Here is a 14,176-nt window from a genome sequence, read left to right as displayed (position 1 = left end):
AAATGCTCGTGGATCAATTACTGTGACTTAGTCACCAGCAACGGCATTGCGCCCACGTGCTTTGGCTCTAAATAAGTGTTTATCGGCTTTTTCCAACAATCTGCTCCATGACGCAGCACCCACCGCCACGCCAGCACTGACCGACACTTGAATATAATCATTCAGTTCTGGAATAAAAATTTCTTGATTCACAATATGGCAGCGCAATTTATCTGCCAAATACAGCGCCTCAGTAAATTCTATTTGCTCAATCAAAACCAAAAACTCATCGCCACCATAACGCACCACCAAGTCTGAGGCACGGACATGCGCTTTGAGAGTATCGGCAATACATTTTAAAGCTTGGTCACCTACCACATGCCCGAAGGTATCGTTAATGTGTTTGAATTTATCCACATCCATAATAATCAGACCAGTTTTGCTCAATTTTTCAGGTCGATGTTCTAAATATTTGATGTATTCCTCAAGCGCCAAACGGTTGGAAACACCAGTTAAGGCATCGGTATTGGCAATATTACGCAGCTGAAATTCTAAAATATCACGCTGCTCTAGGCGTTGTTTTAATTTTTGAATGGCCTCTAAGAGCGTTACCTTGTCTGGATTTTGCGTCCCTTGAGCTTCATCATCATAAGCTGCCAAGCGTAAAATTTGGCTACGTGCCTGAATTAAAGGAATAAAGACCTTTGAGCGCGCATAGACCATGGTGAAAATAGCAGCCAATAACGAAATAATTGACGCTACTAGGGTTAAAATGAAAATACGCTGAGCTTGATGATAATCTTTGTGCGCAACCTGCAAACTGTGCGCTAATATAAATGACTGCAAACTGACCACAGTGTTGAATTTATCCACCATTTTTTGGGTGAGTTCAGTGCCTGTCAATGAATAGGGTTGCCCATCAATACTTTGCTGAATCAATTGATTGACGATAGGAATTCCCTCATCCAGAAACTCCTTTTTTAATTGATCATGCAAAATATTATATTCAGGAATTTTATGTGCTTCAGGCAAAATGGTATGGATTAAATCCCACAAATAATAAGCTTGGCGTTGGGTTTGCAAAGAGCTCGCCAAATTGGTTTCAGGAATTTTTTCAGCAAACGTTACCGCGGCAATAATATTGGATGCCACCCTTCCCGCTTGATCACGCAAATCTGAAAGAACAAAAATCACACTATAATAGGTCGATACCGATGAGTCTTTTGCCACTGAATCGAGCATGACGTGTTTCAGCACATGCTGAGAACTGTCCCATGCCGCAAACATTTTTTGAATCGCATGATCCATCTGTTGAGAGCTACGCAAATGCTGTGGAGTTGCTGCATATTCATCGACCGCCTGACGCCCTTGTTCTAAAGCGGTCTTTAAATGATGCGCATGGATAATAAAACCTTCTTTTCTTAAAATATTGATGGTCTGTTCTACTTGTTGATCCACGCCAGCACGGTACGCTTTCAATTCTTGTAAATTTTGCTGAAATTCAGCTGCTGAACTCGACATGACTTTGTTCGCAGGCGCTCGTTCACGCGAAATACTATTGGTCAGTTCAGCCACTTTGCCTAATACAGAAATTTCAATTAAAGCACGTTTTGTTTTTTGATAACTCTGATAACTATTCACCATCAGAGGAACGCAAATAAAAAGCAATGACACGATAATAATGATCATCGAGATCAACAGTCGCTGACTGATATGCTCTGTGCGCAATTTCATCATCATGCTAAGTTTCACCTACGTCATTATAACTGTGCAAAATCGTGGACTTGATCACTTAATCGGCGACTATATTACATGAGCAATCTTTAAATTACTTACAAAAAAGATAATTAATTCACTTATATTTTAAAGCCGTCTAACTAAGTCATCTCATTCAAGAAAATTTCTAAAAGCATGCCCTGCGCCGACTTACCTAAAACAACAAATACAAAAAATAATGTTTCAGCATGCAGAAAATATTTTACAGATGCAACATTTGGGTGCATAATGCACCTCATTAGGGCGAGTTTAGTTTTTCCTCAGCAGTAAACTAAATTTACCCGCAAATTTTGGCGAAAAATCCCAGTTTTTGAAAGAAAACTGGGATTTTTTTATGGGTTTTGATCATATCACACCCTCAAACTGCACCATATCAGTGCAATTTTCGCAAAACCATTTGCGTTTTCACATGCAAAAAAAAACCCAACCTTGGGGAAAGTTGGGCAGATAAAAAGCAAACAATTATGGAGAATCAGATCGCACTACTGGATGAACCAAGCTTAGGATTTGATGGTTAAATTATGAGATAAGTCACATAATTTACAAACCCGACTTAAGTAGTAGGACTTCATGGTGGAATTATGAAATAAATCACAGTTTATGTAAAGCCTAGTCAACCAGTCTGATTTATTTTTATACAAATATTAAAAATTAATGTGATTAAATTCACATTATTCCAACTATTTCACTCAAATTTATTCTGAACAGACCTTATTTTTAGTTTGTTTTTTATCCAAAAATCATGATTTCACCCTAAAACAGGTGAGTTTTTCCGTTATTCTTCACTCTCCAAGAATTATTATTACAGATAATTTCAATTAAATTTATCGATTAATCCAATTAATGCTTTGCTTATTATTTCTACTTTTGTTGCAAAAACGAACATATCGACTTGTTATCCATACAGTTTTTAGGTTGACAGCAAAAATTTTATTTGAATATTTTTTAAACACCAAAGTCAATTGGACTTAATTCTTAAATAAAGTCCTTTTAGTTCATTGACTTAATAATTTGTTACACTAAAATGATCAATGTTTCATCCATTTTTAACAAAACTGGTAACTATCATGAAAAAACTCGGTTTAGCCACTGCATTATTATTAGCCATGACCGGTGCTCAAGCGTACCAATTCGAAGTTCAAGGTCAATCTGAATACATCGACAATACAGTAAATGATAAGAATTTCACTGGTGCTGTTCAAGGTACTTACTACTTCAAAAATGTTGATGCGACTAAAGGTCCATTGGCTGAAGCTGCATTCTTAAACCAAGCTTCTAACTTCTCTTTAGCATACAACTATGGTGAATATGACGAAGATGGTTTCGATATCGTTTCTCACACATATGGCGCTAAAGCTGAAGCGTATGTACCAACTAAGCTTGTACCTGTTTATGCAAGTGCAGCATATAGCCATACAATTAATGACAGCAAAAATAACCTTAAATCTGATGACCAAGGTGACCGTTATGCCTTAGAACTTGGTGCAGTAGTAGCGCCTAACTTCTTGGTTGCGGTAGGTTATACAAGCGTTGCCGATCAATATTCTTTAGATGCTTTCAATATCCTTGCTAATGGTGTTGCTAAAGCAGCGCTTGAGTCAGACACAATTGATCAAGACCAAGACGCAATCACTGCACGTACAAAATATGTAGGCGCAATTGACGGCACCAATATGGCTGTTGGTTTTGAAGCAGGTCTTGTATATGGTGAAGATACTATGTACAACTTAAAAACTGATCTTTACTTAACACCAGCACTTAGCGTGGGTGCTTCTTATGCAGAAACAAGTGCTAATACTGATGTCGATTCTGCTTGGGGCGCGAACGTAAACTACTTCATCACTCCTGCAGTTGCTGTAGGTGCTAGCTATGTAAATGCGAATGCTGTTGGTGTAGCTCGTGACACTCAAACTGTTGGTGTAAACGCTAAATTCCGTTTCTAATTTCACATTAGATACTGAAGTTAAAAAAGACGCTCATCTGAGCGTCTTTTTTTATGCCTGAAATATTTCATGAAAAAATTGAACTGCTATTTCACTCAGATGAATCATCATGGTGATGATGCGGTAAGTGGCGAATGTACTGCAATGCGATTAAACGTGACACGATCAATGCCAAATACATTACCCCACAAAACATTTGTAACATGGCAATCACCCGGGCTTCTGGGCTAACAGGCATTAAATCAGATAAACCTGTTGCAGACTGCAAACTAAAACTCAGAAACAGTAAGTCTAGCCAGCTTTGCATGCCTATAACATTTGGATTTTGAAAACTCTGCGGAATTAATATCTGGCAAATGCTATATAAAAATGCAAATCCCCAAGCAATTAAAGTAAAGACTGCTGCCGCAGCAAACAGCTCATCTTTGGTTAAATAGCGATCATGAAACATATAACGCAGTAAACCATAAGCAGCACTAAAATATGCAGCCGCTTCGCAGGCATGACTCATCACCAATACCAGCGGATGCCGCACCCCCAACAAAATCAATACTGAAAAAAATAGTGAAGCATATACAAAACTTAGTCCCAGCACGCTCAGCATAGGAGTCTGACGTATAACTTTGGCAATCAATAACAAGACCAGTACGCCGACCATCCATGTTATGACTTTATAAGGCATGTTGTGATGTGCAAAAAGTGAGAGCAGCAAAATCACAAATTGCAAGAACAACAGCCATGCCGAAGGTAATACCCGAAAACCTTTTCATACATTTTGTAGTGCTTGCATACGCCTCGGCTGCCTTTTTATTGTTTTGATTTCTAACATAACATGCTGCCAGATCACTGCATGCATGGACTCTGTATCAAAATTGCATATATAAAACCTCTCTCTATGCTTTAGATGAAATAGCCCTCCTAGATGCTAGATAGATCATCCACAAAATTTCAGCCATAAAAAAAGTCCCATTGCTGGGACTTTTTTGAGGTGTTTCAGACCTTAGTGGTCAGATGCACCAGAGATACCAATACCAGTTTGTGAGCGTACGAACTGTGCATCGAATGCTTTACGTTCAGCTTGTGCTTGCGCAGAGTTGTCAGTGATAGAGAACAACCAGCAGCAGAAGAATGAAAGTGGCATTGCAAAGATCGCAGGACCGTTAAATGGGTTGATTGGTGTGTCAGAAATTTGAAGCGTATCTACCCAAACTGCTTTAGACAATACAATCAAGGTTACTGCTGAAGCTAAGCCTGCTACACCACCAATCACTGCACCGCGAGTCGTTAAGCCTCTCCAGAACATAGACAATACAAGTACTGGGAAGTTTGCACATGCTGCTACAGAGAATGCTAAACCTACCATGAACGCAACGTTTTGTTTCTCGAAAAGAATACCCAAGATCATTGCGAAGATTGCTAAGCCTAAAGTTGCAATTTTAGACATGCGAAGTTCAGATTCAGGAGTCGTTTGACCTTTCTTGAATACGTTAGCATACAAGTCGTGAGAGATTGCTGAAGCACCAGACAATGTCAAACCAGCTACAACCGCAAGAATTGTTGCGAATGCTACCGCTGAAATGAAGCCCATGAACAAGTCACCGCCAACTGCGTCAGACAAGTGCACCGCAGCCATGTTGTTACCACCAACAAGTTCTAACTTGCCAGTAACTGCCATTTTCGCAACATCAAGGAATTGTGGGTTGTTTGATACATAAAGGATCGCACCAAAACCAATGATGAACGTTAATAGGTAGAAGTAACCAATGAAACCTGTAGCAACTACAACTGATTTACGCGCTTCTTTTGCATCTTTTACAGTGAAGAAACGCATCAAGATATGTGGTAAACCTGCAGTACCGAACATTAATGCAAGACCAAGCGAGATTGCATCAATTGGGTTAGAGGCTAACTTACCAGGACCCATAATGTTTGCAGCATCTGCCAAGCTCAAGTCATGTACTTTAGCGAAGACTTGGATCGATTGCTCAAACATGTTAGTGAAGCTGAAGCCCACACCTTTCATTACCATGAAGGCCATGAAAGTTGCACCTGAAAGTAACATCACCGCTTTGATGATCTGTACCCAAGTTGTTGCCAACATACCACCAAACATTACGTAAGCCATCATGAGTAGACCCACGATTACTACTGCAAGGTTGTAGTTCAAACCAAAGAGAAGTTTGATTAACTGACCCGCACCTACCATTTGTGCAATCAGGTAGAATGCAACTACGACAAGCGAACTGAATGCTGCAAGGGTCCGTACTGGCTTTTCAGCTAAACGGAACGATACAACGTCAGATAGGTTATATTTACCTAAGTTACGTAAACGCTCAGCAATCAAGAACAATACAATTGGCCAACCGACCATGAAGCCAAGTGAATACAGCAAGCCGTCAAAGCCTGACATAAACACCATTGCGGAAATACCCAGGAACGACGCTGCTGACATATAGTCACCTGCAATCGCTAGACCATTTTGGAAACCTGAAATACCACCACCTGCGGTATAGAAGTCCTTAGTGCTTGTGGTTTGCTTCGCTGCCCATTTAGTAATGAACAAAGTTGCGCCCACGAAAATCAAGAACATAATAATTGCAGGCCAGTTGGTTGGCTGCTGTTCTGCTGCACCTAAATCTGGTCCTGCAAATGCCATACCTGACATTAATACAGTAGACGCAGCCAGTGCTTTCAATGAATTCCATTTCATCTTAGTGCGTTCCTTTCTCATGTGTAATTGCTTCAACTTCACGCATCGCTTCTTCGTTCAATTGGTCAAGTTTGCCATTCGCAATTGATGAATAAACAGCACACAAAATGAAAGATAAAACGATAATGCTCAGACCTAATGGAATACCCCAAGTCGTCACACCGCCAGAAATTGAACTCAATAAGAATTCTTTGTTATAGCCCACTAAAAGCATGAAACCTACGTACACAAACAACATGATTGCTGTTAATGTCCAACTTAGGTTACTTTTTCTGCGAACCATTTCTTTGAATTTTGGGTTTTGTAGAATGCGTTCTACTTGTACCTCATCCATAACCTGCTCCTTCAAGCGCCCTGCCTTAGGCGCAAATTTTTAATTCGAATTATTTCGAACTTAAAATTAACAATGTTGGAGCCGATTTGCAATTTAGACTTTGGTCGCTAAAAAAATGATCAACCTCAGCGCAAAGGCAATGGAATAGGCTATCATAGCCCTATTGTCGATACTTTTAAGGCATCATGAACAGCTGGCTCATTATGGGGGTTTTAGCCCTCTATATCGCATTACTTTTTATTTGTGCTTTCTATGGGGAAAAACACGCCAGTCGTTTAAGCACGCGTGGGCGCATGCTCATGTTCAGCTTAACTTTAGGGGTGTATTGTTCGTCATGGACTTTTTATGGCGCAACGGGCGCAGCCGTTCGTGAAGGGATCATCTTTTTACCGATTTATTTAGGGCCATTGCTGTTTGTCGCAATTGGTTATGATATTTGGCGACGTTTAGGTCGAGTACGGCAACACCACGCCATTTCATCGATTGCGGACTTTGTCGCTGCACGTTACGGTAAAAGTGGGCCATTAGCATCCTTAGTCACCATTTTAGCGGTGATTGCGATTATTCCCTATCTGGCCTTGCAGTTACGTGCCATTGCGCTGAGTGCCGCAGTGATTTTGGATCAAAGCACCAATGTAGAAAGTACCACCAATGCGGTGTTGTTCCTGACAGGTTTATTGGCAATTTTAGCTATGCTGTTTGGTACCCGACAAATTGCCAATACGGAGCAGCACGGCGGTTTAATGCTTGCGGTTGCCTTTGAATCGTTTGTGAAACTGTTTGCATTACTCGCAGTAGCATTCTTTTTTGTTTTTGAAGCACCCGGCAATATTCATCAAATTGCCAATGACGTTTCAATCACATTTAATGAAGTCCAGCTATTTGGTGTGCCTGAAACCTTCTGGGTACAAACCTTATTGGCTGCATTAGCCATTATTTGTTTGCCACGTCAGTTCCACGTGGCTGTGGTTGAATTGCGTGATGAAAAGCACATTCGGGGCGCACGTCGCTGGTTTGCCGTTTATCTGATTTTAACCACAATCGCCATTGTTCCCATTGCCAGTTGGGCCTTGCACGCAGCGCCACAATATTTAGCCATCCCTGATGTAGCAGTATTGTCCTTACCACTTAGCTACAACCAAGACTGGCTAACTCTGTTGGCATTCTTGGGCGGTTTCTCAGCGTCTACAGGTATGCTGTTGGTGTCTTCTGTTGCGTTGTCAATCATGTTGAGTAATGACCTGATCATGCCTGCCTTGTGGCGCATGGGCATTTTCTCACGCCATGACAAGCGCTTGCCTTTGGTACTGAAATTCACCCGACGCATTTGTATTTTAGCGGTGATGCTGCTCGGCTTCCTGTTCTTCAACTTCTTTAACGATATTGATCAACTTTCTGTGTTTGGCTTGTTGGCCTTTAGTGCAGTGGCACAGTTCTCCCCTGCCCTGATTGGGGGGTTATATTGGCGTGGTGGCAGTAAACAGGGCGTTTATGCAGGCTTAATTGTTGGATTTGCGATGTGGGCCTATACCCTGCTACTTCCGACTATTTTACGCAGCCTGCCAAGTCAGTTCAGCGAGTTTACCCGTGAATTTTTATTGCTGGGACCTTTAGGCATCAACTGGTTACGCCCTGAAGCCTTGCTGGGCTTTGAATCTTTTGCCCCGCTCACACATGGGGTGGTTTGGGCGCTCGGTTTAAATATTTTGTTATATGTTTGGGTGTCACGTATTTTCCGCCCAAGTGTGGCAGAACAGATTCAGGCCGAAAGTTTCTTTTATTATGAAACCAAGCCTTTGCCAACTCAGAACATGAGCAACGAGGTCAGCTATTCACATCAGGATGTAGCGCGTTTAAAAGTAGGCGATTTAATCACACTGGCAAAACGCATTACAGGCGAATCTCCAACCCGACAAGCCTTTGAGCAGTTTAGTCAGCAAAATAATGTGGTGCTGAATGAAAATGCCAATGCCAACGGCATGTGGTGGCGTTTTACCGAACAATATTTGGCAGGCACCATTGGTGCAGCATCTGCGCGTACTTTGCTCACCACTGCCATGGTCAATAACGGACTCGCTTTAGGGCAAGTTGCGAATATTCTTGACCAAGCCTCACAATGGCAACGCTTTAACCAAAACCTAATCATGACCATGATTGACCACATGACCCAAGGGGTGAGTGTGGTAGATGAAAATATGTGCTTGGTGGCGTGGAACAATCAATATCTTAAACTATTTGATTATCCTAAAGATATTGTCTATGTTGGCTGCCCAATTGCCGATTTGATTCGCTACAATGCCGAACGTGGCGAATGTGGCCCAGGTTCAATTGAAGAACATGTGCGTAAACGCATTCATTGGATGAAAATGGGCAGTGCGCATGAGTTTGAGCGCATCCGTAAAGATGGCCGTGTCATTCAAATGCGTGGCAACCCAATTGAAGGTGGTGGTTTTGTAACTACCTTTGCCGATATTACTGCGTTCCGTGAAAATGAAGCCGTACTTGAAGCACGGGTGCAGGATCGTACCCAACAATTGGCCGATGCCTTGTCCGAACAACAATTGGCTCGTGAACAAGCCGACAAAGCCAATATGTCCAAAAGCCGCTTTATTGCTGCAGCCAGCCATGACTTATTACAACCGATGCATGCGGCCCGTTTGTTCAGTACAGCTTTAGAGCAAACTATTCAGTCGGATGAAGACCGTAAAACCCTGCAGCAGCTAGATCGCGCCCTGCATGGTGCAGAAAGTATGCTTTCCGCCTTGCTGGATATTGCCCGTTTAGAGGGCGGTACCATTCAGCCAAAACGTCAAGCATATCCACTGCATGATTTACTCAGCGATTTAAGCCTGCAATTTAAATCGATTGCAGCACAACGTGGCATTGAATTCCGTGTGCATGATGTGCAGTTCTGGATTGATACCGACCCACAATGGATTCGTCGTATTATCCAAAACTTTGTCAGTAATGCCCTGCGCTATACCGCCAAAGGGCGTGTTGTGGTAGGGGTACTGCGTTCTGCCGAGCATCCACAGCATATTCGGATTGGGGTTTGGGACACCGGGCCGGGCATTGCCGAAGAACAGCGCATTAAACTGTTTCAGGAATTTGAACGTTGTGGACATACTTCACCTTGGGGTGAGCAAGGTCTGGGCTTAGGCTTGGCGATTGTGCAACGTATGACCAGCCTGCTGAACTACCCTGTGCATGTCTATTCTGAACTGGGCAAAGGCTCTTGCTTTATGATTGAAGTGCCAATCGTAGAAGCACCAAAAGTGGTGGCAGCGCCTGTGCAAGTGGTACCAATGAAAACCAAAGCCTACAAAATTTTATGTCTGGATAATGATGAGACCATTTTGGAAGGCATGGCGACCCTGCTCAGCAAATGGGGCTATCACGTCTTTAAAGCCACTGAACCTGAACAAGCCATTGACCTGATTCAGCGTGAACACATTCAGGTCTGGTTGGTCGATCAACACTTAAATGACGATAAAATTGGTTTAGATTTTATTCTGGAACATCGTCAAGCCGATGTACCTGTGGCGTTAATTACTGCTGACTCTGATCCAGAACTACCGCAACGCTTAAAAGAACTCAACATCGTCTTGCTGAAAAAACCATTAAAACCAGCATCGCTACGTTCTTGGTTATCGGGTCTGAAAATTTCGGAGACTTGATTCACATACCTAACTTTGGCTAATTTGGGGCGCTCATCCCACAGAGATAAAGCTGAGATGAACGCACCGACCTTGTTACATTTTCTGGTTTGGTTACATTTGTTAGTCTGATGACCAAGCTTCACTTTACATAGCGAAATATGGCTACAATGAAAATCCAACACATTTGCTGTCAATATTGACAGCGATTGACCTGATGCAGCACACCAATTGACCAAACTTTTCAAAAACACTGCCTTTTGATGCGCTACAATTCACATTAAATATCATGGTCAGATTCGCTATGGCAAAGTCTGACAAGATCGTAAGCAAATACACCCAAACTTGCTTACAATTTCTTTAATTGCCGAGTTTGTAAAGGCTTTTCTGAGCACATTGCAATACATTAGACTTTAGTCTTATACATCTATTGACTATCTGCGCGCATAACTAAGTACAAGAAATGATCAGCGCATTCATCTTCAAGCCACATCCAAACAAATTTCCTGCCCTATTAAGCGTTGATCGACCTGTTTTCACGTTTTAGGAAGAATCTCATGAATACCGTGAACCATGAACAGCAGCTTGCCGAACAATCTCAGCAGCTACAGCGTCAATATGGCGTAAATGCGCTATTGCCCGAAATTCACTGGGATCGTCTGTTTCAAAACAGCAAACTCAAAGCTCCTCATCTACAAGCGCTGAATACCCTGTATCAAACCGCAGTACCCTTAGCCCTACAAGTCTTTGAAGAACTCAATTTTGATGTGTTTCGCCCTGCGGCGTATCAACCACAAGGTTTAGGTCTGTTAAACAAACTTTCAGCACAGGAGGAGCAATTACTGGATGTTTTGGAACAAGAAGCGCAAGGCTTAGATCAAAGCACCCGCCAGCATATTTGGAGTATGTTATTACGTGGTGGTGCGGTACTGGTCTTTAAAGCATGGTTAGGCAAAGTCAAAACAGATGAGGCACAACTCGATACAGCTCAATTTGATGAATTGTCCGATTTGCTGTTCATTAAAACCTCACCTTTTGAGCTGGCAGAACGCTTAAAAGTCGATGCGCATGCACCCACTGAACATATTTTTCTACTGTATGGCAATGACGTGTATTTAGACCGTTTTAACAGTCTTGAAACGGCAGCCTTATTTGTCGATTTAGGCGTGTACGATGCTGCGTTTATAAGCCTGAGAGATGACCACGTTGCAAAATACCTGATTGGACAAGGCTATGTCAGTGAGCAGCAAATTGATGAATTGCAATGTGCCTTAAATCCTTTGAATTGTGCCGATTTAAATCCAAAACAGAACTATATTGCTTAGTGTGAGTTGAAGACTTAAATTCCAAGTAATCACATCGCAAACCCCATCCTATTCCAAATAAAAACAAGGCGTGCAACAACACGCCTTGTGGCTTATTTCATTAACAATACACGAATGAATTTTGCTTAAAACGTCACACGTTTATAATCACGATATTCAGGCTTCCAGAAATTAGCCTCAATTGCCTCTCGTAATGCCTCATCACTCATGACAGCTGCAACGCCTGCATCCATTGCTGCTTTTGCGACTCTAAATGCAATAAATTTAGACACCTGCTGAATTTCATTTAAATCAGGCAATAAATCTGCATTTGGATCCTGCAACAATGGTGAGCAGTCCGCCAGCGCATTACTTGACGCAATCAGCATACTGTCTGTCACACGTGTAGCCCCTGCAGCGATTACTCCTAAGCCTATACCTGGGAAAATATACGAGTTATTGCATTGGGAAATATTATAAAGTTTGCCCTGATAGTTCACTGGCTCAAATGGGCTACCTGTTGCAATTAAGGCCTTGCCTTCAGTCCACTCCAAAATATCGGCAGGAAATGCTTCAACTTGTGAGGTTGGATTTGACAATGGCAACACAATTGGACGCTCGCAATTGGCAGCCAAGGTTTTAATCACCTCTTCAGTAAATAAACCCGGTTGCCCCGAAACCCCAATCAATACCGTTGGCTTGGCGTTTTGAATGACGTCCAACAGCGAAATCACACCTTCAGGATTGCCCCAATGTGCAACACGGTCAGGACTTTGTGCCAATTTACGTTGGAAATCGAGCAAGTTTGGCTGATTGCTGGTGAATAAGCCAAAACGATCCACCATATACACACGAGCACGTGCTTCAGCATCGCTTAAGCCTTCCACCACCATTTGCGCCACAATTTGCTCGGCAATACCACATCCTGCAGAACCCGCGCCCAAAAAGGCAATGGTTTGATCTTTCAGCTGCTTGCCTGCCGCACGTGATGCAGCAATTAAACTGCCCACAGATACAGCAGCAGTGCCCTGAATATCATCATTAAAACAGCAAATCTGATCACGATATTTATTCAGCAAGGGCATGGCATTTTTCTGAGCAAAATCTTCAAACTGAATCAATGCCTTTGGCCAACGGCGTTTCACCGCATCAATCACCTGATCGACAAATTGATAGTATTCCTCACCACTAATACGTGGCTGATTCCAGCCCATATAGATCGGATCATTCAGTAATTGTGGGTTATTGGTGCCTACATCTAAGGTAATGGGTAAGGTATAGGCAGGACTAATACCGCCACATGCTGTATATAAAGACAGTTTTCCAATTGGAATACCCATGCCGCCAATGCCCTGATCACCCAAGCCTAAAATACGCTCACCATCGGTAATCACAATCACTTTGACATTCTTTTTATTGATGTTTTGTACAATATCATCAATATGGGCACGGTCTGGATAGGAAATAAAAATACCCCGATGACGGCGGTAAATATCGGAAAAACGCTGACATGCCTCGCCTACAGTTGGGGTGTAAATAATAGGCATCATTTCACTCAAATGCTGTTCAATCAGGTGATAAAACAGGGTTTCATTGGTGTCCTGAATGTTGCGCAAATAAATATGCTTGTTGATGGCATCGCTAAAAGCAGAATATTGCTGATACGAACGCTGGCTTTGTTCTTCAATATTTTCAATTGCATGTGGAATTAAGCCATGCAAGTTAAAACGGGTGCGTTCTTCTTCTGAAAATGCAGAACCTTTATTTAATAAAGGCAATTCTAAAAGGCCGTTGCCCGCATAGGGAATATATAAAGGACGTTTCTGCTGCAAATTTGCGGTTGTCATTGTTCATCTCATTCTAATCGGTTGCTGATGGCGCATGGATTGAGATGCACCATCTGACATCTGACTAGCTTAGCCCGAATTGCAGCAAATAGGGCATTTAGAAGTTTGATAACCAAATCTGAATGATTTTTATTTCTGATAGCCCATGTTATATAGGCATCGAACCTAATTTATTTGGGTGGTTGCAGTGGCGTCATATCTACAATTAAGCCAGTGAACTTACGCACCAAAGGCAGCACACATAATACGACTGGAAAAGCAAACGCCCAAGAAATCATCCAGTTATGCAACCACAGGGTAAAAAATCCCTCAATCCAGCCCAAATTTCGGATCATATTAATCAACGAAATGATGCCACTCATCAAACATGATAAAAAGAAAGGCATTACCACCGTGGCCCATTTCATGGGTAATTTGGGTACATTGCCAAAAATCATTGCACGTTGTTTCATGCTCCAGCCTTTTCGCCTCACTGAATGCCGCATACTATGCCATGAATTGCTTGCTTAAAGGATGATTTTTCAGGCAATTTGTTCATGCTTAGCTACAATCTCTGAAATTCGATAAAGCATACAATTGCACTCCCCTAAAGCCCCTGAAATTTGCTATATTTAGCGTTTTTCTGCA

At 42.1% G+C, this 14,176-nt stretch carries 9 protein-coding genes; 3 read left to right on the top strand and 6 right to left on the bottom strand.

Annotated features, from left to right (window positions below):
* Positions 1-27: 27 nt before the first annotated feature.
* The gene (locus tag FTV43_RS08050; protein WP_179995292.1) at positions 28-1,716 is read right to left on the bottom strand and encodes a GGDEF domain-containing protein; all 1,689 of its coding nucleotides are present in this window, start codon (positions 1,714-1,716) and stop codon (positions 28-30) included.
* Between the two features lie 1,070 nt (positions 1,717-2,786).
* Between FTV43_RS08050 and omp33-36 the strand changes: the two genes are divergently transcribed.
* On the top strand, positions 2,787-3,698 hold the full coding sequence (gene omp33-36, locus FTV43_RS08045) for a porin Omp33-36 (protein ID WP_257224102.1): 912 nt from the start codon (positions 2,787-2,789) through the stop codon (positions 3,696-3,698).
* Between the two features lie 91 nt (positions 3,699-3,789).
* On the opposite strand, the gene FTV43_RS08040 is transcribed toward omp33-36, so the two are convergent.
* The 3 genes from FTV43_RS08040 to FTV43_RS08030 all read right to left on the bottom strand — a co-directional run bounded on the left by FTV43_RS08040 (position 3,790) and on the right by FTV43_RS08030 (position 6,742).
* Complete coding sequence (locus FTV43_RS08040) at positions 3,790-4,434, bottom strand: ion channel (protein ID WP_179995291.1); 645 nt, start codon at positions 4,432-4,434, stop codon at positions 3,790-3,792.
* Positions 4,435-4,698: 264 nt separating this feature from the next.
* Positions 4,699-6,408 (bottom strand): cation acetate symporter, encoded by a 1,710-nt coding sequence (locus FTV43_RS08035; protein ID WP_167845676.1) that lies wholly within the window; start codon positions 6,406-6,408, stop codon positions 4,699-4,701.
* Between the two features lies 1 nt (position 6,409).
* Positions 6,410-6,742 (bottom strand): DUF485 domain-containing protein, encoded by a 333-nt coding sequence (locus FTV43_RS08030; protein ID WP_167845675.1) that lies wholly within the window; start codon positions 6,740-6,742, stop codon positions 6,410-6,412.
* Positions 6,743-6,927: 185 nt separating this feature from the next.
* Here FTV43_RS08030 and FTV43_RS08025 point away from each other — a divergent pair, with 185 nt between their 5' ends.
* Positions 6,928-10,419, top strand: coding sequence for a PAS domain-containing hybrid sensor histidine kinase/response regulator (locus tag FTV43_RS08025; protein WP_179995283.1), 3,492 nt, complete (start codon positions 6,928-6,930; stop codon positions 10,417-10,419).
* Positions 10,420-10,955: 536 nt separating this feature from the next.
* Positions 10,956-11,723, top strand: coding sequence for a hypothetical protein (locus FTV43_RS08020; RefSeq protein ID WP_179995282.1), 768 nt, complete (start codon positions 10,956-10,958; stop codon positions 11,721-11,723).
* A gap of 125 nt (positions 11,724-11,848) precedes the next feature.
* On the opposite strand, the gene FTV43_RS08015 is transcribed toward FTV43_RS08020, so the two are convergent.
* Both FTV43_RS08015 and FTV43_RS08010 read right to left on the bottom strand, forming a co-directional pair.
* Positions 11,849-13,549 (bottom strand): NAD-dependent malic enzyme, encoded by a 1,701-nt coding sequence (locus tag FTV43_RS08015; protein ID WP_004970216.1) that lies wholly within the window; start codon positions 13,547-13,549, stop codon positions 11,849-11,851.
* Between the two features lie 170 nt (positions 13,550-13,719).
* Positions 13,720-14,001, bottom strand: coding sequence for a DUF2798 domain-containing protein (locus FTV43_RS08010; protein ID WP_004970219.1), 282 nt, complete (start codon positions 13,999-14,001; stop codon positions 13,720-13,722).
* Positions 14,002-14,176 lie beyond the last annotated feature (175 nt).

Origin of the sequence: Acinetobacter sp. YH16053 (genome assembly GCF_013417035.1) — a bacterium.
GTDB lineage: Bacteria > Pseudomonadota > Gammaproteobacteria > Pseudomonadales > Moraxellaceae > Acinetobacter > Acinetobacter towneri.
Note: the sequence above shows the minus strand (reverse complement) of the source record. Positions and strands in the feature narration are given on the sequence as shown.

Excerpts from the sequence above, each read along its gene's own strand:
- FTV43_RS08050 (WP_179995292.1), bottom strand. The coding sequence starts at position 1,716 with ATGATGAAATTGCGCACAGAGCATATCAGTCAGCGACTGTTGATCTCG.
- omp33-36 (WP_257224102.1), top strand. The coding sequence starts at position 2,787 with ATGTTTCATCCATTTTTAACAAAACTGGTAACTATCATGAAAAAACTC.
- FTV43_RS08035 (WP_167845676.1), bottom strand. The coding sequence starts at position 6,408 with ATGAAATGGAATTCATTGAAAGCACTGGCTGCGTCTACTGTATTAATG.
- FTV43_RS08030 (WP_167845675.1), bottom strand. The coding sequence starts at position 6,742 with ATGGATGAGGTACAAGTAGAACGCATTCTACAAAACCCAAAATTCAAA.
- FTV43_RS08025 (WP_179995283.1), top strand. The coding sequence starts at position 6,928 with ATGAACAGCTGGCTCATTATGGGGGTTTTAGCCCTCTATATCGCATTA.
- FTV43_RS08020 (WP_179995282.1), top strand. The coding sequence starts at position 10,956 with ATGAATACCGTGAACCATGAACAGCAGCTTGCCGAACAATCTCAGCAG.
- FTV43_RS08015 (WP_004970216.1), bottom strand. The coding sequence starts at position 13,549 with ATGACAACCGCAAATTTGCAGCAGAAACGTCCTTTATATATTCCCTAT.
- FTV43_RS08010 (WP_004970219.1), bottom strand. The coding sequence starts at position 14,001 with ATGAAACAACGTGCAATGATTTTTGGCAATGTACCCAAATTACCCATG.